The following is a 25837-nucleotide window of genomic DNA, read 5'->3' as shown; positions in this document are numbered from 1 at the left end:
TCCTAACGAGGATAAAAAATAAGTTTTTGTTGAGTTTTTAAATCGGGTGAAGCCCGCGCGACACCCGATTTATTAAAAAATGAATTAAGAAAAATATCATGAAAAATTACCTCATTCTTCCCGCTTTATTACTTTCAATTTCGATTGGATACAGTCAGAAAAACAAAAATGCTTACGAACTGGCATCGCCAAACGGGCAAAACAAAATCAAATTCGAGTTAGTAAAAAATGCTCCAAAATATGCTGTTTCGCACGGAAAAACCGAAGTGATAACACCATCAGATATGGGATTTTTATTAAAAGGAAACGAAAACTTAAGTACTGATTTTGAAATCAAAAACGTAAAAAACACCATTTTCGATGAAACTTGGACACAAGTTTGGGGAGAAAAGAAAAATATAAGAAATCATTACAATCAGCTTTCAGTTGAATTACAGCAAAAAAGCGGAAACAAACGAAAATTGGAAATTCAGTTTCGCGCTTTCGATGACGGAATTGCTTTTAGATATGTATATCCAAAACAAAATGTAAAAGACAGTATTTTCATTATGGATGAAAAAACGACTTTTAACTTGAAAGAAGATGGAAAAGCATGGTGGATTCCTGCCAACAGAGAAAACCGCGACGAGTATCTTTTTAAAGATGCTCCCGTAAGTACTTTAGATACCGTTTTAACGCCACTTACAATCGAAAGTAAAAGCGGATTAGCCTTAAGTTTTCACGAAGCAAACTTAGTTGATTTTGCTAGTATGACTTTGGTAAACACAACCGGAACACAGCTTAAATCAGATTTAGTGCCGTGGGCAGATGGAGTAAAAGTTCGTGTAAAAGATACGTTTACCTCTTCATGGAGAACATTACAGATTGGTGAAAATCCATCAGATTTAATTACGTCTTATTTAATTTTAAATCTAAACGATCCAAACAAATTAAAAAATACCGCAAGTTATTTTAAACCATACAAATACTTCGGAATTTGGTGGGGAATGCACATTGGTAAATATACTTTTTGGGAAAGCGACAAACAAGGCGCAACGACCAAACACGCTGAAGAATATATCGACTTTACAGCCAAAGAAGGATTTCATCATTTATTGATCGAAGGCTGGAACAAAGGTTGGACACCTGCTTGGTACGAAAACCATATGCACATGTTTAGCTTCACTAAAAGTGCAGATAATTTCGACTTAGAAAAAGTAGTGGAATACGGAAAGAAAAAAGACGTAGAACTTATTGGATACCACGAAACAGGCTCAAACTTAATTAACTATTTAAAACAAGTTGATGAAGGTTTTGCATTGTACAAAAAACTAGGAATTCATTCCGTTAAAATTGGTCACGTAGGTTCTAAACTGAACATGAAAGAAATGCACTTCGGACAATTTGGAGTAAATTATTTCAGATACATTCTTGAAAAAGCTGCACAATATGATTTAGCAGTTTTATACCACGAATCAATAAAAGATACAGGAGAGCGTAGAACTTTCCCAAACATGGTTTCGAGAGAAGCGGCGCGTGGACAAGAATATAACGCTTGGAGCGAAGGAAATCCGCCAAATCACTTAACGATTCTTCCGTTTACAAGATTGCTATCAGGACCTATGGATTATACCCCGGGAATTTTTGATGTTGAGGTAAAACAAGGTTATCCTGGAAAAAGAGTTCACGGAACAGCAGCGCAACAATTAGCATTGTACGTAACCATTTACGCACCAATACAAATGATGGCAGATCTTCCTGAAAATTACGAAGGAAAACCAGCATTACAGTTCTTAAAAGATGTTCCAACAGATTGGGAAGACACTAAGGTATTAGAAGGAAAAATTGGAGCATATATTACAACAGCTCGTAAAGACAGAAACAGTAACGATTGGTTTTTAGGAACAATTACAAACGAAAATGAAAGAGACGTAAATGTTTCACTATCATTTTTAGATCCAAAAGCAACCTACGAAGCTCAGATTTATGCAGATGCCGTTGGAACAGATGAAACCCATAATCCGGCAGAAATAGCAATTTCTAAGAAAACCGTAAAAGCGTCAGATTCTCTAAAATTACATTTAGGAGGCGCTGGCGGAGCAGCAGTTAGGTTTAAAAAATTGTAATTATAGAGACAGATTGTCTCCCGATGCATCGGGATTAAAACCTGTCGGGTTTACTTAACGAAACAATTGAAAAATTTCCAGATGAAAATAAAATCAGCAATACTATTTCTTTCCTTACTTCTAATCAATATTAATTTGTTTGGACAAAATGCTACTGCTGAAAACAGAATCATAAAAGTCAATTACAACAAAACAGCAGGAAAACTGAACACCATGTTCAAAGAATGCATTGGAGCAGGAAGAGCAAACGAAGGTTTACGCGCCGACTGGCAACAACAATTGGCAATGACCAAAAAAGAATGCGATTTTAAATACATCCGAATGCACGGTTTATTGTCTGATGATATGGCAGTTTATCGAGAAGATTCAAAAGGAAATCCCGAATACAATTACCAATATATCGATGCTTTGTATGATTTTATATTGAGTATTAAAATGAAACCTTTTGTAGAATTAGGTTTTATGCCATCGGCTTTAGCGAGCGGAAAAGAAACCATTTTTTGGTGGCGCGGCAATGTAACACCTCCAAAAGATTATAAAAAGTGGGAAGATTTAATTCGAAACCTAACTCAACATTTCAAAGAACGTTATGGAGACGAAGAAGTAAAAACATGGTATTTTGAAGTGTGGAACGAACCCAATTTATCACCCGGATTCTGGACAGGAACGCAACAAGAATACTTTAAGTTATACGATTACGCCGCTCGCGGAATAAAAAGTGTAAATCCGGCATACAAAGTTGGAGGTCCCGCAACAGCAGGAGCAGCTTGGGTTCCGGAAACAATTGAGTTTTGTACTAAAAATAATGTTCCGTTAGATTTTATTTCAACACATACTTACGGAGTAAAACAAGGATTTCTGGATGAATTTGGAACATCGGGGACGATATTGAATAAAGACGAATCAAGTATAAGTGGAGATGTGATAAACTCACGAAAACAAATTACAAATTCGGCTAAGCCAAATCTCGAATTACATTATACAGAATGGAGCACATCATATACTCCCGCAGATCCCGTTCATGACAGTTATCATTCGGCAGCCTACATACTTCAAAAACTAAAACAAGTTGGTAATGCCGCAAACTCCATGTCGTATTGGGTTTTTACCGATATTTTTGAAGAAGCAGGACCAAGATTTACACCTTTTCATGGCGGTTTCGGATTGTTGAATACGCAAGGAATCAAAAAACCGGCTTATTTTTCCTATTCCTTTTTAAATAAATTAGGTGAAACAGAGCTTCAAAATAAAGATACCTCTTCATGGGTAACTAAAAATTCAAAAGGAAATGTTCAAGTATTGTTTTGGGATTTTACCAATACACATCCCGGAGATTCGATGAACAATCAAACCTATTATATAAAAGATTTACCATCAAAATCAAAAGGAACCGTAAAAGTTGAAGTTGACGGTTTGCAAAAAGGAAATTACACTTTAGAAACCTATAAAGTTGGTTATAAAACGAACGACGCTTACGCAGATTATTTAGCGATGGGAAAACCTTCTCAACTTTCAAAACAACAAGTTGAAATCCTCAAAAAGAAAAATAATGGAGCTTTGATCGCATCAGAAAAAGTTACAATTGATTCAAATGGGACATTCACTAAGAGTATAAAAATAAACGAAAATGATGTTTTCTTATTGAATTTGGTCAAACAATAATTGTCAAAAAAACTATCTAAAAACTAAAAATAAATTTATTAAGCATGAAAAATAAAATCATATACCTCTCAGTGGCATTGACTTTAGCAATATTTACATCATGTAAAAACGACGCAAAAAGTTCTGATTCGGCTGAAGTTCAGAAAGAATATACAGGAAAAGAAATAAGCTCGGAGCACGATGCAGAAATCGATAAGTTGGTTTCTCAAATGACGCTTGAGGAAAAAATTGGAATGCTGCACGGTAACAGTATGTTTACTTCTGGTGGCGTAAAACGTTTAGGAATTCCAGAATTAAAAATGGCAGATGGTCCACTTGGAGTTCGTGAAGAAATTTCGCGTGACAATTGGGCTCCCGCAGGATTAACCAATGATTTTGCAACTTATTATCCAGCCGGAGGTGGTCTTGCTGCAACCTGGAATCAGGAAATGGCGTATACATTTGGAAACAGTGTTGGACAAGAATTACGCGCCAGAGATAAAGACATGTTACTTTCGCCTGCTATAAATATCGTCAGAACACCACTTGGAGGAAGAACATACGAATACATGTCTGAAGATCCATTTTTGAATAAAAAAATAGCTGTGCCGTTAATTGTTGGTTTACAAGACAACGATGTTATGGCTTGCGTAAAACACTTTGCAGCAAACAATCAGGAAACCAACCGAGATTTTGTCGATGTGCAAATTGACGAACGTACACTTCGCGAAATTTACTTACCAGCATTCGAAGCTTCAATAAAAGAAGGTCACGCTTATAGTGTAATGGGCGCTTACAATAAATTTAGAGGAGAATATTTGTGTGAGAATGATTATATGTTGAATAAAATTCTTCGTGACGAATGGGGATTTAAAGGAGTTGTAGTGTCAGATTGGGCTGCGGTTCATTCAACAGTAAAATCACTTAAAAGCGGATTAGATATTGAAATGGGAACACCAAAACCATTCAATGAATTTTTCCTTGCCGATAAATTAGTCGCTGCTGCAAAAAACAAAGAGATTTCAGAAGCAGAAATAGATGTTCACGTAAAAAGAATCCTGCGTACTTTATTTCAAGTAAAAGCAATGGGCGCAAAAGATCGTGTAAAAGGAAGCATAGCAACCGAAGCACATTACCAGGACGCTTATAAAATTGCAGCAGAAGATATCGTTTTATTGAAAAATGAAAACAATGCATTACCATTAAAATTAGACGGAGTAAAATCAATCGCCGTAATTGGAAACAATGCAACTAAGAAAAACGCTCTTGGCGGATTTGGCGCAGGAGTAAAAACCAAAAGAGAAATTACGCCACTTGAAGGTTTAAAAAACAGATTGCCATCTTCAATAAAAATCAATTATGCCGAAGGATACTTAGAGCGTTATGATGAAAAAAACAAAGGGAATTTAGGAAACATAACCTCAAATGGTCCTGTAACAATCGATCAATTAGATCCTGCAAAAGTATTAGAAGCAGTCGAAGCAGCTAAAAAATCAGATGTTGCCATCATATTTGCAGGTTCAAACCGTGATTACGAAACAGAAGCATCAGATCGTAGAGATTTACATTTACCATTCGGACAAGAAGAATTAATTCAGAAAGTATTGGCCGTAAATCCAAGAACAATTGTCGTAATGATCGCAGGAGCACCTTTTGATATCGATGCAGTGAGCAAAAAAACTTCAGCATTAGTTTGGAGTTGGTTTAATGGTTCAGAAGGAGGAAACGCTTTGGCCGATGTAATCTTAGGAAAAGTAAATCCGTCAGGAAAGTTACCTTGGACTATGCCAAAACAAATCATGGATTCTCCAGCACATGCAACAAACAGTTTTCCAGGTGGAAAAACCGTTAATTATGCTGAAGGAATTTTGGTTGGATACCGTTGGTTTGACACTAAAAAAATAACACCATTATATCCTTTCGGGTACGGATTGTCGTACACCACTTTTGCTTTCGATAATGCAAAAACCGATAAAACTTCATACGCACAAAACGAAACAATCTCAGTTTCTGTAGAAGTTAAGAACACTGGAAAAGTTGACGGTAAAGAAGTAGTTCAGTTATATGCATCTAAATCAGATTCAAAAATAACTCGAGCTGCACAAGAATTAAAAGGCTTCCAAAAAACATTGGTAAAAGCAGGCGGTTCAAGTACAATTACAATTAAAGTTCCGGTAAAAGAATTAGCTTATTATGATGTAGCTACAAAAAAATGGACAGTAGAACCAGGAAAGTATACGTTGAAATTAGGAAATTCTTCAAGAGATATTAAAAAAGAAATTACAGTGACAATCAAATAAATTTCACATTAACTGTAGGTGTTTTTAATGACTTTAGAATGGCAAGTACTACTTGACGAGTTATTTTCTCAGACACATTTAATGATGTTTAAAATAAAACAACTTACACTAACCAAAACAACCAAATGAAATGAAGAAAATAATTGACCATTACATTTTAAGAGCACTTTTGTGTTTATCATGTATTAGTATTTGGGCCTGCAGTTCTGATAAAGAAATTATAGATCCCACAGATCCGATCGTTAAAAACCTTACGGTTGACATCAATAAAATTGATTTTCAAAACAAAGGAAACAGCGCAGATGTTATTGTTGGAACAAATACCACAGCATGGACAGTTAGTGCAGCAGATGCAGCTTGGCTAAAATTTACGCCAATTACAGGAGTTTCAGGGAGAACAACAGTAACAATTACAGCTTTAGAAAACACAACTGCTGTAACAAGAACAGCCGTAGTTACAATTAGTTCAAGCGAAGGAGCTTCGGTAAAAATAACCGTTTCTCAAGTAGGCGCAGTAAGTACAGGATTATATCCAAGTTACAATACAAACCCAATTGCAGCAGATCAGTCCGGAATGTCGAGCACAGCTGTGCAATTAGCTGCAAAAATAAAATTAGGATGGAACATTGGGAATACTTTAGAAGCAACAGGTGGCGAAACCGCTTGGGGAAATCCAAAAGTTACCAAAGTCTTAATCGATGCTGTAAAAGCAAATGGATTCAATGCCGTTAGAATTCCTTGTTCATGGAATCAAAATTTGGCAAACGCAGCTACAGCACAAATTCAAACCGCATGGTTGAATCGCGTAAAAGAAGTGGTACAATATTGTGTAGATAATGATATGTATGTAGTAGTAAATATTCACTGGGACGGCGGTTGGCTGGAAAACAATATTACCGAAGCCAAAAAAGTAGAAGTAAATGCAAAACAAAAAGCTTTTTGGGAGCAAATTGCAACAAGTTTACGCGGTTTCGACGAGCATTTACTTTTTGCAAGTGCCAACGAACCAGCAGTTGAAGATGCGGCACAAATGGCAGTTTTAACCTCTTATCACCAAACATTTATCGATGCAGTTCGTTCTACAGGAGGAAAAAATGCATATCGTACATTAGTGGTTCAGGGACCAACGACTGATATTGATAAAACAAATAAATTGATGACTACTTTACCAACAGATACAGCAACAAACCGTATGATGGTCGAAGTACATTATTATTCACCATGGAATTTTGGCGGATTAACCAAAGATGAATCTTGGGGGAAAATGTTTTATTACTGGGGAGCAAATTACCACTCAACAACAGATACAGACCGAAATGCAACTTATGGTGAAGAAACAGATTTAGAGAAAAGTTTCAAATTAATGAAAACCCAATTTGTCGATAAAGGAATTCCAGTTTTGTTAGGAGAGTTTGGTGCAATTCGTCGTACTGCATTAACCGGAGATGCTTTAACTTTACATTTAGCATCAAGAGCCTATTATTTAAAAACAGTTGTTAAAACAGCTAAAGCAAACGGTTTATTGCCTTTTTATTGGGACGAAGGAAATCTTGGAAACGAAGGTTTCGGAATTTTTAAACGAAGTGATAATACAGTTTTTGATACTCAGGCATTAAATGCTTTAAAAGACGGATTACTGTAAAATAAATAAATTTACCATATAAGTGATATAAGAAAAAATAAGTACAGAGGATGTTCAAAGCTTAAATTTTCTTATATCACTTATGTGGTTTAAACCATAAACAAAATGAAGAAAAATCTAATCTTTCTTTTTTTGATGGTTAGCATAATGTCAAATGCTAATGTCAAAATGCCTTTAATCTTTGCTGACGGAATGGTTTTGCAACGCAACAAAGAAATTCCGGTTTGGGGTTGGGCCGATGCCAATGAAAAAGTTGAGATTCATTTTAACAAACAAATTAAAACTGTACAGGCTGATAAAACCGGAAAGTGGATAATTAAATTAGCTCCCGAAAAAGCCGGAGGACCTTTTGAATTAATCATTACAGGAACAAATAAAATCATTATAAAAGATGTTTTGGTTGGTGAAGTCTGGATTTGTAGCGGACAATCTAATATGGAATTTCAGGTTTTTAAAACGAAAAATGCCGAAAAAGAGATAGCCGATTCTAATTACCCAATGATTCGTCATTTTGGAGTGGCTCAGGATTTAAACGGAAAACCAAAAGACGATTTAAAAGCGGGAAAATGGGAAATTTCAAGTAAAGAAACTGTTGGAAATTTTACAGCAGTCGGGTATTTTTTTGCTAAGAAATTATATGCCGAATTAAAAATTCCAATTGGAATCATCAACACATCTTGGGGCGGAACCAATGTAGAAACCTGGACAAGCCGAGAAGCATTTCAAAAAAGCGATGATTTTAAAACCATGATTGCCGAAGTTCCAACATTAAATATCGATTCTATTTCAAAATTGTATGCAAAATCAATGAAAGAAAGAGTCGAAAAAATTCAGGGAACACCAGTAAGTACAGCAAATGAAATTTCGTTTAAAGAATCATCATTTAATGATTCCTCTTGGGGCGAACTCAATGTTCCCGGATTATGGGAAAATCAATCTTTGGACGATTTAGATGGCGTAGTCTGGATGCGAAAAACAATAAACCTTTCGGCAGAAGACATTAAAAACAAAGCGGTTTTAAGCCTTTCAAAAATTGACGACGAAGACATAACGTATGTAAACGGAATCGAAGTAGGTAAAAATATACAATGGGATGCCAAACGAGTTTATGAAATTCCAGCAAATATCCTAAAAGAAGGAACAAATACAATTGCAATAAGAATTGTTGACAACAGCGGCGGCGGCGGAATTTATGGCGATGTAGCCGATTTAAAATTAACTCTAGGAACAAAAATAATTCCGCTTGACGGAAAATGGAAATACAAAGTTATTGTAGTAAAAACGTCATTATCGCCAAATAGCTATCCGTCATTATTGTACAATGCCATGGTAAATCCGTTAGTTCCATATGCAATTCAAGGCGTTTTATGGTATCAGGGCGAAGCAAATGTTTGGAGAGCTAATCAATACAAAAAAGCATTTCCGTTGATGATTACAGATTGGCGAACAAAATTCAAGCAAGGCGATTTCCCTTTTTATTTCGTTCAACTATCAACTTTCAATGAACAGAACGGAAACAGTAAGGTAGGAAGCCGTTGGGCAGAACTTCGAGAAGCACAAGCCGAAACCCTAAAATTGCCAAATACAGGAATGGCCGTTACCACAGATATAGGTAATGCCAAAGACATTCATCCAACAAACAAACAAGACGTTGGTTTACGTTTGGCTGCAATTGCGCTGAATAATGTTTACGGTAAAAAGCAAATCTACAGCGGACCAACTTATAAAGCTCAGAAAGTAGAAGGAGATAAAATTATTCTGACTTTTGATAATATTGGTAGCGGATTATCAACCTCAGATAATTCAGAAAACGTAAAAGGATTTGAAATAGCAGGAGCCGATAAAGTTTTTCATTCCGCGAAAGCGATAATCAAGAACAACACAATTATAGTTTCAAGCGAAAACGTAAAAAATCCAGTCGCGGTACATTATGGTTGGGCAGACGATGACACAGAGATTAATCTTTATAACAAAGAAAAATTTCCAGCATCGCCTTTCAGAACCGATAACTGGGAAATGATTACAGCCAACGAAAAATACAAAGTGAGTAAATAATAGTAAGAGATTAGATTTTCTAACAGGTTGAAAAAACCTGTTAGGATAAAAACCGTTAATGACAAAGATGTAAATCAGGATTATATTTTAACTATCAATTTTAATCTCGTGAAAAAAAAACTGGAGGGTATTTGTGTTATGTTTCGCAATAACAAATTAATATTGTGGAAATATCCCAAGTTTCTGGGTTAGTTCAAAATTTAAAAACAACATATCGATATGAATTCAAACTTCATAAAAAAAGCACTTTTTGTTTTTGTTTTCTCCTTTTTCTACGCAAACATAACTGCTCAATCTAAGCAGGTTTTGTGGTACAATCAACCAGCAGAATTTTTTGAAGAAAGTCTGGTTTTAGGAAACGGAAAAATGGGAGCAACCGTTTTTGGCGGTGCAAACTCAGATAAAATTTATCTGAATGACATTACGCTTTGGTCGGGTGAACCCGTAAATGCCAATATGAACCCAGAAGCATACAAAAATCTTCCGGCAATTCGTGAAGCCCTTAAAAACGAAAACTACAAACTAGCCGAAGAATTAAATAAAAAACTTGAAGGTAAAAACTCCGAATCGTATTCGCCTCTGGGAACATTAGAGATCAATAATTCCGAGAAAGGAAAAGCAGTCAATTACCATAGAGAATTAGACATTTCGAATGCAGTATCAAAGGTGAGTTACGAAATGAACGGTATAAAATTTACCCGTGAATATTTTGTGTCGGCACCAGATCAAATTATGGCAATCAAAATGACAAGTAACGTAAAAGGAGGTTTAAATTTTGATATTAATTTAAAAAGCTTATTAAAATCAAATGTTGAAGTAAGAAATAATATTTTGGTAATGACCGGAGTTGCTCCAATTCATGAAAACCCTGGATATACAGTTTTGCCAAAATACGTGGTAGTAAAAGAAAGAGGAACAAGATTTACAACTTTAATCCAAATTAAAAAAACAGATGGAAAAGTTACAAGTTCCAGAGAATCGTTAATCTTAAAAGATGCCACGGAAGCCATTGTTTATGTGTCAGTTGCTACAAGTTTTAACGGATTTGATAAAAATCCGGCAATTGAAGGGCTAGATGACGTATCAATTGCATTGCAAAACCTGAATAAAGCTTATGCAAAACCATTCAATGAATTAAAAGAAACTCACGTTGCCGATTATCAGAAATTTTACAACAGAGTAACTTTAGATTTAGGAAAAACAACCGCACCAGATTTACCAACAGATGAGCGTTTATTGAGATATGCTGATGGAAAAGAAGATAAAAATTTAGAGATTCTGTACTTCAATTTCGGACGATATTTATTGATAAGCAGTTCAAGAACTTTAGGAGTTCCAGCCAACTTGCAAGGACTTTGGAATCCATATCTAAATCCGCCCTGGAGTAGTAATTACACTATGAATATCAATTTGGAAGAAAATTACTGGTTGGCCGAAAACACCAATCTTTCAGAAATGCATTTGCCTCTTTTAAGCTTTATTAAAAATCTTTCTGTTACCGGAAAAGTAACTGCAAAAACCTTCTATGGAGTAAATCAAGGCTGGGCATCGGCACACAATTCAGATATTTGGGCAATGACAAATCCTGTTGGAAACTTCGGAAAAGAAGATCCGAGTTGGGCCTGCTGGCCATTGTCTGGAGCTTGGTTAAGTACGCATATTTGGGAACATTATGTTTTTACACAAGATAAAAATTACCTAAAAAAGGAAGGTTACCCAATTATGAAAGGCGCATCACAATTCTTTTTAGGATGGATGGTTACAGATAAAAAGGGAAATTTAATTACATCGCCATCAACCTCTCCAGAAAATAAATACATTACACCAGATGGTTTTATTGGAGCAACAATGTACGGCGGAACTGCAGATCTAGCCATGATTAGAGAGTGTTTCGAGAATACAATTAAAGCTTCAAAAGTTTTAAATATTGATACTGAATTTAGAGGAAAGCTCGAAAACGCGCTTTCTAAATTCCATCCGTATCAAATTGGTAAAAAAGGAAATTTACAAGAATGGTATTTTGACTGGAATGATGAAGAGTCACAGCATCGTCATCAATCGCATTTGTTTGGGTTGTTTCCCGGCGACCAAATAACGCCATTGAAAACTCCGGATTTAGCCGTAGCAGCTAAGAAAACACTCGAAATAAAGGGAGATGAAACAACAGGTTGGTCAAAAGGGTGGCGCATAAATCTTTGGGCGAGACTTTGGGACGGAAATCGTGCCTACAAAATGTACAGGGAATTATTAAGATATGTTGATCCGGACGGAAAAAAGACCGAAAAGCCAAGAAGAGGCGGAGGAACCTATCCGAATTTGTTTGATGCGCATCCGCCATTTCAAATCGATGGGAATTTTGGTGGAGCTGCGGCCGTTGCCGAGATGTTAGTTCAATCTAATGAAAATGAAATCAGATTATTGCCAGCTTTACCAGATGCTTGGGAAACAGGAAATGTAAAAGGAATTTGTGCCAGAGGAGGATTTGAAATTGAAATGAATTGGAACAATAAAAAGTTAGGGAAAGTTGTAGTTTATTCTAAAATAGAAGGAAAAACAACATTGATTTTCGGAGATAAAAAGCAAAATATAACTTTGAAAAAGGGAGAAACGCTGGAAATAAATTGGTAGAATAGTTCTAAACGCAATCTTTGTCAAACCCGACAGGTTTTAGTCCCGAAGCCTCGGGACTAAAACCTGTCGGGTTTATTCGTTGCAGGAGCTACTCTTTTTCAGAAGTCTCTTTAGTCTTTTCTTCAGAAACTTTAGCGTGTTCTTCTTTAAAGTTCTCGTACCATTTCTCAATAGAAGGATAAACAAATGCAGCTACTTTTTTTATCGGATTGTAGAAAATAGATTTGTCTAGTGTTTCCTTTTTTGCCAGCATATTGTTGAAGTTTATTTTCTCAAAAAGAACAATAATAACGCTTAAGATCAAAATTGTTTTCAGAACCCTGAAAAAACCTCCACCAAGCTTATTCGCCCAACCCAAGAAAGCAAAATCGGCAATTCCGGTGAGGATTTTTGCTAAGAAATAAACGCCTATTACAACTAAAATAAAGGTCAGAATAAAAGCAGTAACCTGAATTGTATTTGGATTCCAGGAAACGTGTTTCATAATGATATCTTTCATTAAAGAAGAAAATTTTATCGCTAAATAAATTCCCAGCAATAAAGAAACAAAAGAAGCAACTTCGACAAAAAGACCATTTTTAACACCTTTGTACAAACTAAAAGCTAGAAGTGCTCCCAAAATAATATCTAAAAAACTCATGTTTTCTACTGTTTTATTGAGGCGCAAATATATATCTTTTTTAGGTTCAGAGGTTCAGAGTTGCGAAGGTTCAGAGGTTTTTTTAGGTAAAAAAAATAGTCCCTTAGTTCCTCCGTATCTTAGCAACTTTTCTATGTCTATATTTTTTAAGGTCTTTGTATTTGAAGTCCGTATCTTTGCAATAAAAATTTTAGAGTTCAGATTGTTGATTTTAGATTTAAATAATCGTTAAATCATTGTTCAATCTAAAGTCTAAAATTTAAAATCTAATATAAAAATGTCAAGAGATACACAACTAAAAGAGCGCTGGGAAAAGCTCGTCGATATATTATCTAATCAGTTCTCGCAAGGAGAAGACTTAGATTTAGATGCCATAATTTACCTTATTGGAGTTCAGGAACTTGGAAAAGTACACCGTGAATTCAAAAAAGACGAAAAATTAAACCTGATGCACATCGCTATTTGCCGATTATTAGAGCCTTACGGTTTTTATGAATTCGACTTTTTCGATGCTGAAGGATGGCCACATTACAAAGTAAAAGAAGAATTACCGTCATTAAAAGCGGGAGAACAATCGGTTTTAATGAAAGAAGCCATTGTGAGTTATTTTTTAGAAAGAGAACTTATAGAGTAGTTTTTAGTTCCAGTTAGAGTCAGAGTTTTCAGAATTAACTTAATTGAGCACTGAAAACTGCGACTGCGACTAAAGAATTTCAACTAAAATATGTAAATTTGTATTCTCAATTATTGAATGAAAATGATAGATAAGATAAAAGATTATATTGGTGAAGCGCAAGCTTTTTCAACAGAAAACGCATCGGAGTTAGAAGCATTTCGTATAAAATTCTTAGGTAAAAAAGGAGTTTTAAATGATTTTTTCGCTGAGTTTAAAAACGTACCAAACGATCAGAAAAAAGAATTCGGACAAGTTATAAATGCTTTAAAAACAGCTGCTGAAGATAAAGTAAAAACAATTGTCGAAGCATTAGAAAGTAAACAAGAAACAAAAGGGATTTTTGGTGATTTAACGCGTGCGGCAGAACCGGTTATTATTGGTTCGCGTCACCCGATTTCGATCGTTAAAAATCAAATTATAGATATTTTTGCTAACATCGGTTTCAACGTTTCTGAAGGGCCTGAAATCGAAGACGACTGGCATAATTTTACTGCATTGAATTTGCCAGAATACCATCCGGCACGTGATATGCAGGATACATTTTTCATTCAGACCAATCCTGATGTGTTATTGCGTACGCATACATCATCTGTTCAGGTGCGTTACATGGAAAATCATAAACCGCCAATTCGTACTATTTCTCCAGGACGTGTGTTTCGTAATGAAGCTATTTCGTCTCGTTCACACTGTATTTTTCATCAAGTGGAAGGATTATACATTGACAAAGACGTATCGTTCGCAGATTTAAAACAAACATTGCTTTATTTCACCAAAGAAATGTTCGGTAAATCTAAGATTCGTTTGCGTCCGTCATATTTCCCGTTTACAGAACCAAGTGCTGAGATTGATATCTACTGGGGTTTAAAAACCGAAACAGATTATCGTATCACAAAAGGAACTGGTTGGTTAGAAATTGGAGGTTGCGGAATGGTAGACCCAAATGTTCTTAAAAACTGTGACATTAATCCTGATGATTTCAATGGTTTTGCTTTCGGAATGGGAGTAGAGCGTATTGCGATGTTACTGTATCAAATTGGAGATATCCGTATGTTTTACGAAAATGATGTTCGTTTCTTAGAGCAATTCAAAGCAAATATTTAATTTAAGTCGAAAGTCATAAAATCGAAAGTTGAAGGTCCCATTTTAATGGCTTTATAACTTTCGATTTTATGACTTTTACTTTTAATTTTTGATACATATGAAAAAAGATATAACAATACCAGAAGTAGAAAATGTATTTCTAGCTGCTGTTCAGGAATGGAGCGACGATTTTATGGAAAAAGTGTGGTACGCTTATCTTGTAAATGACAGCGATTTTAATATAGACAGCGTTATGGTCGTTTCAAAAGCATTTGGAACTATTGATGGTGAAATGAAAAAAACATCGATTTTGCGTCACGCATTTGTTGAGGTTCCTTCTGTTTCGGTTGTGAAAATTGAAATGATCGAAAAGAGTCTATTGGTTTTAAATAATGAATTTTCAGTGACTTTCTTCATAGGGAATACTTTATACGACAAGAAATTCATCTTCAAATCAAACCTAATCAACGAAAATGATACTGAAGAAGTTCCGATTCTTTTTGTTGAAGGAGTTATGGTGAAATAGGTGGTGAGAAGCTAGAGAATAGAAGCTAGAGAATAGAGGCAAGAGGAAAGAAGCAAGATATTAGAGAATAGGACATAAAAAAAAAGAGTAAAGACTAATCTATTTCGTCTTTACTCTTTTTTTTATGTCATGTATGAGAAAGTCTATTCTCTAGCTTCTTTCCTCTTATTTCTTCCTTCAAAAAAACTAATCTAAATATTCAGTTAATTTTTTGAAAACCGATTTAGCATCTTTTCCTTCGTATAAAACTGCATAAACGGCATCAATAATTGGCGTTTTAGCACCATAACCCTGATTTAGTTTATAAGCGCTTTTTGTGGCATAATAACCTTCGGCAACCATGCTCATTTCCATCATCGCGCTTTTTACCGTGTAACCTTTTCCAATCATGTTTCCGAACATCCTGTTTCTCGAAAAAACGGAATATCCTGTAACTAATAAATCGCCCAAATAAGCCGAATCATTAATGTTACGTTTCATTTTGTGTACTTTTCTGATGAATTTTTTCATCTCACGAATTCCGTTACTCATCATAACCGATTGAAAATTGTCTCCGTAACCTAAACCGTGAGCAATTCCGGCAGCAATTGCGTAAATGTTTTTAAGCATAGCAGCATATTCAGTACCAATAATATCATCAGATATTTTTGCTTTAATATAATTGCCTGAAAGAGATTTAGCTACAATACATGCCTTTTCAGGATCTCCGCAAGCGATTGTTAGGTACGAAAGTCTTTCTAAAGCAACTTCTTCTGCGTGACATGGACCTGTAATAACTCCAATATTGTAATATGGAATGTCGTATTGAATATGGAAGTGTTCTCCAACGATTAAACTCGTTTCCGGGACAATTCCTTTAATGGCTGAGAAGATGATTTTATCAGCTAAAGAAACCGTTAAGTTTTTTAATTCAGCGTCTAAAAAGGCTGATGGAATAGCAAATATTACATAATCCGCATATTCAATTGCTTCGTTTATATTGTTGGTTAATTTAAGTTTTTGGGTGTCAAATTCTACCGAACTTAAATAATTTGGATTGTGTTTGTATTTTTGAATGTGCTCGATTGCAGCATCGTTACGCATATACCACGCAATTTCAGGTTTATTTACGCATAGCATTTTTGCAATTGCCGTTGCCCAGCTTCCGCCTCCAATTACTGCAAATTTTAAATTTTCGCTCATTATTTTAATAATTTAAAACAAAAGTACTTAATAATGTAGTAATAATACAAAAACTGATTTAAGAAATTTAGAAATCGCCTTTAAAAGCAATGGTTTTCAGGAGGTTTGAAAATAAAATAAAAATATTTTACTATTTACACAATAAAAATTGAATCGTTACGTTGTAACTACTTATAAATTAGAATTTAATGAGTTTAGCAAGAATTGAGTTAGTTAGTTTTGTTTTAGTATTGTAAAAAGGCGTTCCTAAATAGATAAGAACGCCTTTTTTTTAGTTTTCAGTTTTTAACTGAGACTAAATACTGAAACTGTGTATTAATAACTCATTTCAACAATAGATTTTACTTTGTCTAAAGTAATAAGTTGTTTTTCACCTAAACCTTTCCATCCTCTTTCATCAAAACGTTTTACTATAAAATCGGCTGTTTTGCTGTAATCATCGGTATATTGAGATAATTTTGTGTCCATTCCCATTGTATGGAAAAATTCAACAGTTTTGTTAATTGCTTCTTTAGCGACTTCATCGTCAGAACCTGATAAATTAAAAATACGTCTTCCGTATTGTGCTAACTTCTCTTTTTTAGTATCAAACATCACATTGTATAGACTTGGGCCAATAATGGCTAAAGTTCTGGCGTGATCGATGCCGTATAATGCTGTTAATTCATGACCAATCATATGTGTTGCCCAATCTGATGGAACTCCTTTTTGAATCAATCCGTTTAGCGCCATTGTACAACTCCACATAAAATTCGAAGCCAAAGCGTAATCTGTTGGGTTTTCTACAACTTTTGGCCCCACTTCAATTAAAGTCTGTAAAATTCCTTCGGCAATTCGGTCTTGTAAATAACCTTCATGCGGATAAGTAAGATATTGTTCCATTACGTGTGTGTAAGCGTCTACAACACCATTTTGCAGTTGTCTTTTGGGTAAAGATGCAATTACTGTAGGATCGCAAATTGAGAATTTTGGAAACATTGCGCTTCCGCCAAATGCCAGTTTTTCCTGTGTTGATTGAATCGTGACAACAGCTCCCGAATTCATTTCGCTTCCTGTCGCAGGTAAAGTCAAAACAGTTCCAAAAGGCATTGCGTTTTCTTTGATCAGCAAACGTTTTTGTAAAATGTCAATCGGATTTCCTTCAAAGTTTACTGCAGCCGAAATAAACTTCACACCATCAATTACAGATCCGCCGCCAACAGCTAAGATGAAATCGATTTTCTCAGCTTTAATAACTTCAACAGCTTTCATTAAAGTTTCAAAATGTGGATTGGGTTCAATTCCACCAAATTCTACAATATAAAAACCTTTTAAGTTGTTGATTACTTGTTCGTGAATTCCGTTTTTAAAGATACTTCCGCCGCCATAAGCCAAAAGAATTTTAGCATCTTTTGGAACTAATGTCGAAAGTTTTTCTATTTGTCCTTTTCCGAAGATTAAATTCGTCGGATTGTATAATTCAAAGTTTAACATGATTTTTTTAAGTTTCTGAGATACTAAGTTGCTAAGGTTCTAAGTTTTTTTGATCCTGGCAACTCGATATCTTTTTATTAATATTTATTGGTATACTAAGTTTTAAGTTTTCTTTAAAGATATTCCAATCTTAGTAACTTAATAACTCAGTGCCTTAGAGCCTTTTTTATTTCAATTTTTGCAATAATTTACTGGCTACCAATTTAGATGAAGCTGGGTTTTGTCCTGTAATTAAAAGTCCGTCTTCAACAGCATATGGTTGCCAGTTTGGACCTTTTGAAAACAAACCTCCGTTTTGAGTTAATGCATCTTGTAATAAAAATGGAACGACTTTGGTTAAACCCACCGCTTCTTCTTCATCATTTGTAAAACCGGTTACCTTTTTACCTTTTACTAAATATTCACCGTTCACTTTCACGTTTTTCAAAACCGCCGGAGCGTGACAAACAAAAGCGACTGGTTTTTTATGGTTGTAAAAAGATTCAATTAAAGCAATTGAGTTTTTATCTTCAACTAAATCCCAAAGCGGACCATGGCCTCCAGGATAAAAAACGGCATCGTAATCTTTTTGATTGATGGTCGAAAGTTTAAGAGTGTTTTTTAATTTTTCCTGTAATGTTTTATCGGCGTCAAAACGTTTTGTGTCTTCAGTCGCAGAAGCAGGATCAGCACTTTTTGGGTCAATTGGCGGCTGACCTCCAAGCGGAGAAGCAATTGTAATTTCGACTCCCTGATCTAATAACTCATAATATGGTGCAGCAAATTCTTCTGACCAGAATCCTGTTTTTTCTCCTGTATTGCCCAGTTTATCGTTACTGGTAACAACAAATAATACTTTTTTCATACCTTTTTTAGTTGATTTTTGAGCTGAAGCTGATGTGCTAAAAGCTGTGAATGCTATAATCGTAAGTAATGCTATTTTTTTCATAAGTTTTAATTTTGATCAAATTTACGGCTAAAGTGATATTAGTAAAAATAAAATAAACTATGTTTGTTATAAATAAATTTATGTCATGGTAAATCTCGAATGGTACAGAACATTTAAAGCGGTTTATAAAAATGGTAATTTTTCGATCGCGGCAAAAGAGTTATTTATGAGTCAACCTGCTGTTAGTCAGCAAATATCAATGTTGGAGGCACATGTAGGTAATAAATTATTTAATCGAAAATCAAAAGGTGTTGAACCAACTGAATACGCCAAGTTACTCAATAATTTAATTATTGACGCACTTGATCGGCTCGAAAGTGTCGAAGCAGGTTTTCGTGCAAAAGCGCAAGATGCCAATCGATTAATTTCTGTTGGAATTTCGAAACATCTTTTTGATTGCATTGGAAATCTTTTAATTACTAAGTTTGATTTAATCGATTTTACTTTCGCAGAAAATGATGAGCTTTTTGAATTAGTCGATTCAAAAAAACTTGATTTTGCAATTACTACCAAGAGGTTTGATACTTTTGACACGACTTATGAAATTGTAGGGAAGATCAAACTGATAATGGTCGCTCCAACAAGTTTAGATGCAACAGATTTTCGCCAGATACTAAAAGCTGATAATTTTACCGAAATTGAAAAATGGCTCAACGAGCAAAAGTGGTACAGTCATGATGCCCGAATTCCACATATAAAACTATTTTGGCTGTACGCTTTTAATAAAAAAAGACCCTCGATGGTTCCTAACTATATCATTCCTTCAGAATCTGAAATGCTCAGGCTTTTGTCTAAAAATCAAGGAGTAGCTGTAACCTGGAATTGTAATGCCAGAAATTATATCAAAGAAAATAAATTGCAATTGCTGTGGAATAGTTTTCATGTTCCTGAAGAGTTTGTTTATTTGTTGTCTTCTAAAAACAATAATTTAAATTCATTTTTTGAGATTATTTCTAAAGAACTGAAATTGTTTTTTGGTAATAGATTGTAATAATTTAGATGTAAATTCTTGTTTTTTTAATTTTTTGCGTAAATATTAAATTTTATATTTGTTTAATGAACATAAAATTAGCAAGTTATGAGGAATGTTTTGAGAATTTTAGTGCTATTTACTGCAGTTTTTATTGGCGTATCTTGTAGTAAACATGATGATGAAGCAATAGTGGATTGTTTTGGAGATTCGATTTTGACAGAATTAAAACATTCGGTTGATGGAACTAATTCTAAAGTTATTAATTATTCCATTCAATATAGTGGAAGTAATACTGTGACTGCTGTAAAATGGACTTTTGGCGACGGAACTCCTTCTCAAACAATAAGTACTGCGACTGGCGCCGTATCGCATACTTATGCTGCTGCAGGAACATTTGAAGTAAAAGCCGAAGTATCTATTTCTAAATCTGGAAGTAGTTGTACGGTTAGCCCGAAGAAAAGTATTACGGTGAATTAAAATGGAAAATTATAAGAAATAAAAAAAGCCTGAATTTAATAATTCAGGCTTTTTTTATTTCTTATAGAAATTATTATGATCGATATAATCCCAGACTTTTGGAGGTAAAAGAGGTTGAATGTTTTTGCCTTCTTTAATACTGTTTCGGATAAAAGTAGATGAAATTTCAACAATTGGTGCATCAATAACATGAACTTTAGGATGCGATTTTAATTCTATGTTTTCCTCTTCGTCAGAAATTCTTGGATATACATAAATATCATAATGATCTAAAAGTACTTCGTAGTTTTTCCATTTATGAAGCGTTTTCAAATTGTCTTCGCCCATAATTAATGAAAAGTCATGAGTTGGATATTTTTCATGCAAATGAACCAATGTATTTACGGTATAATTAGGCTGCGGCAATTTGAATTCAATATCCGAAGGTTTAATTTTTGGATAATCTTCTGTTGCCAAAAAAACCATTTCTAAACGTTGATGATCGTCTAATAAAGTAGCTTTCTTCTTTAATGGATTATGTGGCGTAACGACCATCCAAATTTGATCTAAATCGGCAAACTCAGCCATATGGTTGGCAATGATTAAATGGCCAACATGAATGGGATTATAAGTTCCGAAATAAAGGCCTATCTTCATAAAAGAGTTTTTTTCATAATTTAAATAGTAATTATTACATTCAAATTAATCTGTGGTATTTAAAAATAGCTTAGTAACGATTCTTTTTTGAAATTAAATAGTCAACAGAGAATTTACCGCTTCCGGTTACTAAAAGAAGTACATAAAACAACAAATATAGAATTCCCATTTCTTTAACATCAATTGGGTCAGTGCCATGAATAACAAATACAGCGACCAACATGGTAATAATTAGTGGTAAAGTAGCTAGTCTTGTGGCAAGGCCAATAAAAATAAAGGAAGAACATATTACTTCTGCAAAAACAGCAAGAGTTAAAGATGCTGTTTTTCCTACTCCAAGCGGATCAGGAAATTGAATTTCTCCTCCGGCTAAAAGCATATTCAGTTTAGATAATCCATGTGAAATCATCAATGTTGCAATAGCTATTCTAATGATAAGAATAATAATGCTCAGATAATTCTCGTTTCTTTTTATTTCAAATAAATTAATCATAATACAAATATTAATAGCGGTTTACATCAATGCTAACGGCTCTTATTGTAAAAAAGTATTGGTTTACGAAGTTTCTAGTCTTTGTTTACAAAAGCTTTAACCAATTGATACGCTTCTTCTTTGGCGGTATCTAAATCGTAATTTTTGATGATGGTATCAAATTGAGGAGCAGTTGCTAACTCAACCGAAGCTTTTGCAATTCGCATGTTTATTTTGTCATCACTTTCGGTAGAGCGTTGCTTTAATCGACGTTTCAGTTCGTCGACACTTGGAGGTTTAACAAAAACAGCCAAAGTTTGTTCCGGAAATTTGTGTTTGATACGCAATCCTCCAGCAACATCAATATCAAAAATTACATTTTTTCCTAGAGCCCAGATTCTTTCAATTTCTGATTTTAAAGTACCGTAAAAATTATCGCGATAAACTTCTTCCCATTCCAGGAAATCTTCGGCTTTAATGTGTTTTTTGAATTCTTCTAACGAAATAAAATAATAATCTTTTCCGTTAACTTCTTCTCCGCGTGGCTCGCGTGAGGCTGCTGAGATCGAAAATTCTAAATTTAAATCTTCTTTCCCGAGTAAATGTCTTACTATAGTTGTTTTTCCTGATCCTGAGGGTGCAGAGAAAACAATTAATTTTCCTTTGTTCATTCTTTATTTATATGTGATCAATCTTCTAGAGGTTAAACTCTTTTTTAAAGATTGATAATAATTCATTATATGAGACTAATTCATCAACTTTTGGAAAATATTTTAAATAAGATTCAGCGTTATCAAAAGAAAAGTTATTCTTAATTTTTCCGTTTCTGATATAAACCTGATATCCATTTCCGTCAATAATACTCGTCTTTCTTCTGGCAATTATTTGTTCTCCCTTTTCTAAATCTATATATGGAGTATTTAATTTGTATTCTATACTTTCCATACTTGGAAGAAATTCAATATTGGTCAAAAGTAAATTCAACCATATTAAGTTTGCATCTTTTGCTATTAATTTTCCTAGATTCTCTTTAGGAAATTGTATTTGATCAATCTTGGTTACGCTGTTAAAACTTTTCGAATACCAAAATATTTGTACAATCCAATTGTTTTTTCCTTCGTCATACATTCGCAATATTTTGATCGTTTCTGATGTAGAATAATCTTTATAGATACGAATTTCTTTTTCAAATTCTAATGCGTTTGGTATTCTTAAAATTTTATTTATTTCAGATACTTGTTGTCCAAAACAATTGAAAATTATGAAAAAGAAAAAAATGAAATAATATTTCATAATTGATTATTGCAATTTACAAAACATTCAAAACCTGCTCTTTAATCTTTTCCAATTCATCCTTCATCATCACGACCAATTTCTGCATTTGCGCATGATTCGACTTAGAACCCATTGTATTGATTTCACGACCCATTTCCTGAGTAATAAAACCTAATTTGCGACCATTTGCTTCAGTTCCTTTTATTGTTTCTAAAAAGTAGTCTAAATGGTTTGTTAAGCGAACCTTTTCCTCGGTAATATCAAGTTTCTCTAAATAGTAAATCAATTCTTGCTCAAAACGATTTTCGTCTACATTAACTTTCAATTCTGAGATTGCAGTTTGCAAACGGTCTTTTATTGCTTGAACACGTTCTGGATCAAGAGCTAAAGCATCGTTCATGTATTGACGAATATTTCCAATTCTTAAGTTGAATTCTTTTTCAAGAGATTCCCCTTCGTCTTTTCTAAAAGTCAGGATGTTTTGTAAAGCTTCTTCGATGATAACCTGGATTTGCTCCCAGTCGTTTTCGTCGATTTCTTCACGTTCCGTTTTTAACGTATCAGGCATACGAACGGCCATTTTCATCAACTCGGTTTCATCAGCATCAGGATAAACCTCTTTCAGCTGAGCGATATAATTTTTTACAACAGGAACATTTACTTTAGTTGAAGTTTGTTCAGAAGTGCTTTCGATGTAAATCCCGAAATCAATCTTTCCTCTTTCTAGTTTTGTTGAGATTTGAGTTCTTAAACCTAATTCCATTTCGCGATAAAGCGACGGCATTCTTACGTTTAGATCTAAACCTTTACTATTTAAGGATTTTACTTCAACGGTAATTTTTTTTGTAGGCAATTGCAAAGAAGCTTTGCCAAACCCTGTCATAGATTGTATCATATAATTGAGTATAAAGGCGCAAAGATACTAAAAATTTCACAGTGATGGTTTCTAGTTTTTTAGCGCCAAAATTTTAATATTTTTTTGGGCGTTGCCTTCGGCCGGGCTATCCGTTTCAATCTTTTTTTGAGCAGAAAAAGCTCAAAAAAAGGATTTCCACTTCTGTCCCTAACGCGAACCCAGATTCATTACAACTTTAAGTTTGTTATTTCTCTAAAGCTTTCTGAACCTGCAATGTTACAGGTTGTGTATTACCAATATAAATCTTTTCATCAATAATAAAAACCGGACGACTGATGAATGTATAATGTTCTAAAATGTATTTTTTATAATCGGCCTCAGTCAAAGACTTATTTTTCAAATCCATTGATTTGTATAACTGTGCTTTTTTGCTGAATAAAGCTTCATAACTACCAGCAAGCTTGTGCATTTCTTCAAGCTCTTCTTCGGTAATCGGGTTTTGTTTTATGTCGTGAAAAACAAGATTGTTGTCTTTTGGTAAACTTTTAATGATTTTTCGACAAGTGTCACAAGAAGCGAGGTAATATATTTTGTTCATGATTTATAATTTAAGAGACTACAAAGAAAATTCATTTAAAACTGAAAAATGCCTAATTTTAGAAAAAAAATAAAATTATGAATTCAGTTTTTGAAGTACAAAAGACCATTAGAGAAATTCTATTGAAGGTTTTAGATAATCATTCTTTAGAACAGTTGAATAAAATCCCTCAGGGATTTAGTAATAATTTGATTTGGAATATTGCGCATTGTGTTTCATCACAACAAGTTTTGATTTATAAATTATCAGGATTACCAACTATGGCTTCTGATGAATTTATTACGAAATACAAAAAAGGGACTAAGCCGGAGGGCGATGTTTCGCAAGCTGAAGTAGATGAAATTAGAATTTTGCTTTCATCAACATTAGATCAGGTTCAGAAAGATTTTGCCAATAATATCTTTGTTAATTATACAGAGTATCCAACGAGTTTAGGCTTCGTGCTTAAAAATATAGATGGTGCGTTAAGTTTTAATAATTATCACGAGGGTATTCATACCGGAATTATAATGAGTATTCGAAAATTCGTTTAAAAAAGAAATCCCGTCTGACACATTTGCCTGACGGGATTTTTTTATTCTACTATAGTTTCAATTGTTACCTTCATAGCACCGCTTCCTTTGTTTTTGGTAATTTCCATAAAAGCTCTTTTAGATAAATCAAGTTCTCTTGTTCTTACAAACGGACCTCGATCTGTTACTTTTACGATTACGAATTTTCCATTAGCTTCATTTGTTACTTTTATTCTTGTTCCAAATGGAAGTTTTTTATGTGCTGCAGTATATGCGCTGTTACTGAATCTGCTTCCATTGGCTGTTTTTTTACCATTAAAACGATCAGCATAATAAGAGGCGTGTGCGTTTTTCTTGTAAGGTTTTAATTTTAAGCCTTTGTCTGTAAAAACAGAGTCAGTTGGAATTGCAATTAGATTTGGCCTGTTGCTTTTGACAGTATCTTGTGTGATTTTAGATTCAATTACTGGTTTTGTTTGACTTATAACGTAAGTGAAACAACTTAAAAAAGTTATAGTAAGTGTTGTGAGTATAATATGTTTTTTATTTCTCATTTTTTATTTTTTTTCAGACTTGGGGGAGTTTGTACAAATAATATGCCGAGATAAAAAAAGCCCTATTTCGAAAGGGCTTTTAATGGGTTTTTTAGAACCAAAGGTTCCAAGGAATTCTACTTAATATAAGCAGCAATCCTAATCCGTAAAAAATAGCAAATGTTTTAAATTTTGCTTCACTATTAATTAATTTTTTATGTTTAGACCATCCAATAGTAATTAGAATGATCGCTATAATGTTTATTAGTGGGTGTTCTAATGAAGTTAATCTTAGTTCTGCATTCGACATCTGTCCGAATGCTGCTTTTCCTAATGGAGAAACAAAATAAAGAATTAAACCAATCAATAATTGAGTATGAGTTCCGATTAAGGCAAATAATGCAATTTTACGATCTTTAGCTGTGAAATCTTTTTTAGAATTGAAGCCAATGATGGCATTTATAACTGCAATAAATAAAAGCAATAGCGCTAAATACGCCCAGCCCGAATGGAATTTTTGTAAAAAATGGTACATAAATAATATTTTTTGTTAAAACAAATATAGCAAAAAACGGCATAAAAAAAACGGCATTAGACTAAAAGTCAATGCCGTTTTTGGTATTTAT

General features: G+C 34.1%; 24 protein-coding genes. 12 read left to right on the top strand and 12 right to left on the bottom strand.

The annotated features are described in order from the left end of the window. Positions 1-98: 98 nt before the first annotated feature. From ACHRVZ_RS07095 to ACHRVZ_RS07070, 6 genes are all read left to right on the top strand, one after another. Positions 99-2105, top strand: coding sequence for a glycoside hydrolase family 97 protein (locus tag ACHRVZ_RS07095; protein ID WP_395421557.1), 2007 nt, complete (start codon positions 99-101; stop codon positions 2103-2105). A gap of 81 nt (positions 2106-2186) precedes the next feature. Next, positions 2187-3767, top strand: coding sequence for a glycoside hydrolase (locus tag ACHRVZ_RS07090; RefSeq protein WP_395421556.1), 1581 nt, complete (start codon positions 2187-2189; stop codon positions 3765-3767). A 44-nt stretch (positions 3768-3811) separates the two neighbouring features. After that, the gene (locus tag ACHRVZ_RS07085) at positions 3812-6046 is read left to right on the top strand and encodes a glycoside hydrolase family 3 C-terminal domain-containing protein (protein ID WP_395421555.1); all 2235 of its coding nucleotides are present in this window, start codon (positions 3812-3814) and stop codon (positions 6044-6046) included. A 130-nt stretch (positions 6047-6176) separates the two neighbouring features. After that, on the top strand, positions 6177-7688 hold the full coding sequence (locus ACHRVZ_RS07080) for a cellulase family glycosylhydrolase (protein ID WP_395421553.1): 1512 nt from the start codon (positions 6177-6179) through the stop codon (positions 7686-7688). A 105-nt stretch (positions 7689-7793) separates the two neighbouring features. Then, positions 7794-9743, top strand: a complete 1950-nt coding sequence (locus tag ACHRVZ_RS07075) for a sialate O-acetylesterase (RefSeq protein ID WP_395421552.1) — start codon at positions 7794-7796, stop codon at positions 9741-9743. A gap of 219 nt (positions 9744-9962) precedes the next feature. Further along, entirely contained in the window at positions 9963-12371 is a 2409-nt protein-coding gene (locus ACHRVZ_RS07070) for a glycosyl hydrolase family 95 catalytic domain-containing protein (RefSeq protein WP_395421551.1), read from the top strand. A 91-nt stretch (positions 12372-12462) separates the two neighbouring features. Here ACHRVZ_RS07070 and ACHRVZ_RS07065 read toward each other — a convergent pair whose 3' ends face one another. Continuing rightward, entirely contained in the window at positions 12463-13014 is a 552-nt protein-coding gene (locus tag ACHRVZ_RS07065; protein ID WP_395421550.1) for a CvpA family protein, read from the bottom strand. A gap of 277 nt (positions 13015-13291) precedes the next feature. Between ACHRVZ_RS07065 and ACHRVZ_RS07060 the strand changes: the two genes are divergently transcribed. From ACHRVZ_RS07060 to ACHRVZ_RS07050, 3 genes are all read left to right on the top strand, one after another. Continuing rightward, on the top strand, positions 13292-13648 hold the full coding sequence (locus ACHRVZ_RS07060; RefSeq protein ID WP_395421549.1) for a hypothetical protein: 357 nt from the start codon (positions 13292-13294) through the stop codon (positions 13646-13648). A gap of 123 nt (positions 13649-13771) precedes the next feature. Continuing rightward, complete coding sequence (pheS, locus tag ACHRVZ_RS07055) at positions 13772-14791, top strand: phenylalanine--tRNA ligase subunit alpha (RefSeq protein ID WP_395421548.1); 1020 nt, start codon at positions 13772-13774, stop codon at positions 14789-14791. A 97-nt stretch (positions 14792-14888) separates the two neighbouring features. Continuing rightward, positions 14889-15296 carry a hypothetical protein gene (locus ACHRVZ_RS07050; protein WP_395421547.1) on the top strand — a complete coding sequence of 136 codons (408 nt, stop codon included), beginning with the start codon at positions 14889-14891 and terminating at the stop codon, positions 15294-15296. Between the two features lie 186 nt (positions 15297-15482). Here ACHRVZ_RS07050 and ACHRVZ_RS07045 read toward each other — a convergent pair whose 3' ends face one another. The 3 genes from ACHRVZ_RS07045 to ACHRVZ_RS07035 all read right to left on the bottom strand — a co-directional run bounded on the left by ACHRVZ_RS07045 (position 15483) and on the right by ACHRVZ_RS07035 (position 18879). Continuing rightward, positions 15483-16478, bottom strand: coding sequence for an NAD(P)H-dependent glycerol-3-phosphate dehydrogenase (locus tag ACHRVZ_RS07045; protein ID WP_395421546.1), 996 nt, complete (start codon positions 16476-16478; stop codon positions 15483-15485). A gap of 315 nt (positions 16479-16793) precedes the next feature. Continuing rightward, a complete protein-coding gene (locus ACHRVZ_RS07040; RefSeq protein WP_395421545.1) occupies positions 16794-17951 on the bottom strand; it encodes an iron-containing alcohol dehydrogenase in 1158 nt (385 codons plus the stop codon). Positions 17952-18117: 166 nt separating this feature from the next. Then, positions 18118-18879 (bottom strand): type 1 glutamine amidotransferase domain-containing protein, encoded by a 762-nt coding sequence (locus ACHRVZ_RS07035; RefSeq protein ID WP_395421543.1) that lies wholly within the window; start codon positions 18877-18879, stop codon positions 18118-18120. Positions 18880-18964: 85 nt separating this feature from the next. Between ACHRVZ_RS07035 and ACHRVZ_RS07030 the strand changes: the two genes are divergently transcribed. After that, positions 18965-19870 (top strand): LysR family transcriptional regulator, encoded by a 906-nt coding sequence (locus ACHRVZ_RS07030; RefSeq protein WP_395421542.1) that lies wholly within the window; start codon positions 18965-18967, stop codon positions 19868-19870. A gap of 87 nt (positions 19871-19957) precedes the next feature. Further along, positions 19958-20329 (top strand): PKD domain-containing protein, encoded by a 372-nt coding sequence (locus tag ACHRVZ_RS07025; protein ID WP_395421541.1) that lies wholly within the window; start codon positions 19958-19960, stop codon positions 20327-20329. Positions 20330-20383: 54 nt separating this feature from the next. Here the strand turns inward: ACHRVZ_RS07025 and nadD are convergent, their stop codons facing one another. The 6 genes from nadD to ACHRVZ_RS06995 all read right to left on the bottom strand — a co-directional run bounded on the left by nadD (position 20384) and on the right by ACHRVZ_RS06995 (position 24166). After that, positions 20384-20965, bottom strand: coding sequence for a nicotinate (nicotinamide) nucleotide adenylyltransferase (gene nadD / locus ACHRVZ_RS07020; protein WP_395421539.1), 582 nt, complete (start codon positions 20963-20965; stop codon positions 20384-20386). Between the two features lie 70 nt (positions 20966-21035). Continuing rightward, a complete protein-coding gene (locus tag ACHRVZ_RS07015; protein WP_395421538.1) occupies positions 21036-21458 on the bottom strand; it encodes a DoxX family protein in 423 nt (140 codons plus the stop codon). A gap of 74 nt (positions 21459-21532) precedes the next feature. Beyond that, complete coding sequence (gene gmk / locus ACHRVZ_RS07010) at positions 21533-22108, bottom strand: guanylate kinase (RefSeq protein ID WP_395421537.1); 576 nt, start codon at positions 22106-22108, stop codon at positions 21533-21535. Between the two features lie 25 nt (positions 22109-22133). Further along, positions 22134-22730, bottom strand: a complete 597-nt coding sequence (locus ACHRVZ_RS07005; RefSeq protein WP_395421536.1) for a hypothetical protein — start codon at positions 22728-22730, stop codon at positions 22134-22136. Positions 22731-22746: 16 nt separating this feature from the next. After that, complete coding sequence (locus ACHRVZ_RS07000) at positions 22747-23607, bottom strand: YicC/YloC family endoribonuclease (RefSeq protein WP_041518608.1); 861 nt, start codon at positions 23605-23607, stop codon at positions 22747-22749. A 205-nt stretch (positions 23608-23812) separates the two neighbouring features. Further along, positions 23813-24166 (bottom strand): arsenate reductase family protein, encoded by a 354-nt coding sequence (locus ACHRVZ_RS06995; protein WP_395421534.1) that lies wholly within the window; start codon positions 24164-24166, stop codon positions 23813-23815. A 77-nt stretch (positions 24167-24243) separates the two neighbouring features. Here ACHRVZ_RS06995 and ACHRVZ_RS06990 point away from each other — a divergent pair, with 77 nt between their 5' ends. Beyond that, entirely contained in the window at positions 24244-24699 is a 456-nt protein-coding gene (locus ACHRVZ_RS06990) for a DinB family protein (protein WP_395421532.1), read from the top strand. Positions 24700-24740: 41 nt separating this feature from the next. On the opposite strand, the gene ACHRVZ_RS06985 is transcribed toward ACHRVZ_RS06990, so the two are convergent. Then, complete coding sequence (locus tag ACHRVZ_RS06985) at positions 24741-25232, bottom strand: septal ring lytic transglycosylase RlpA family protein (protein ID WP_395421531.1); 492 nt, start codon at positions 25230-25232, stop codon at positions 24741-24743. 91 nt (positions 25233-25323) lie between these two features. After that, entirely contained in the window at positions 25324-25746 is a 423-nt protein-coding gene (locus ACHRVZ_RS06980; RefSeq protein ID WP_395421529.1) for a hypothetical protein, read from the bottom strand. Positions 25747-25837 lie beyond the last annotated feature (91 nt).

It is taken from the genome of Flavobacterium sp. FlaQc-57, assembly GCF_044007395.1.
Taxonomy (GTDB): domain Bacteria; phylum Bacteroidota; class Bacteroidia; order Flavobacteriales; family Flavobacteriaceae; genus Flavobacterium.
The sequence above is the reverse complement of the archived record's forward strand: the minus strand, read 5'-3'. Positions and strand labels throughout refer to the sequence as shown.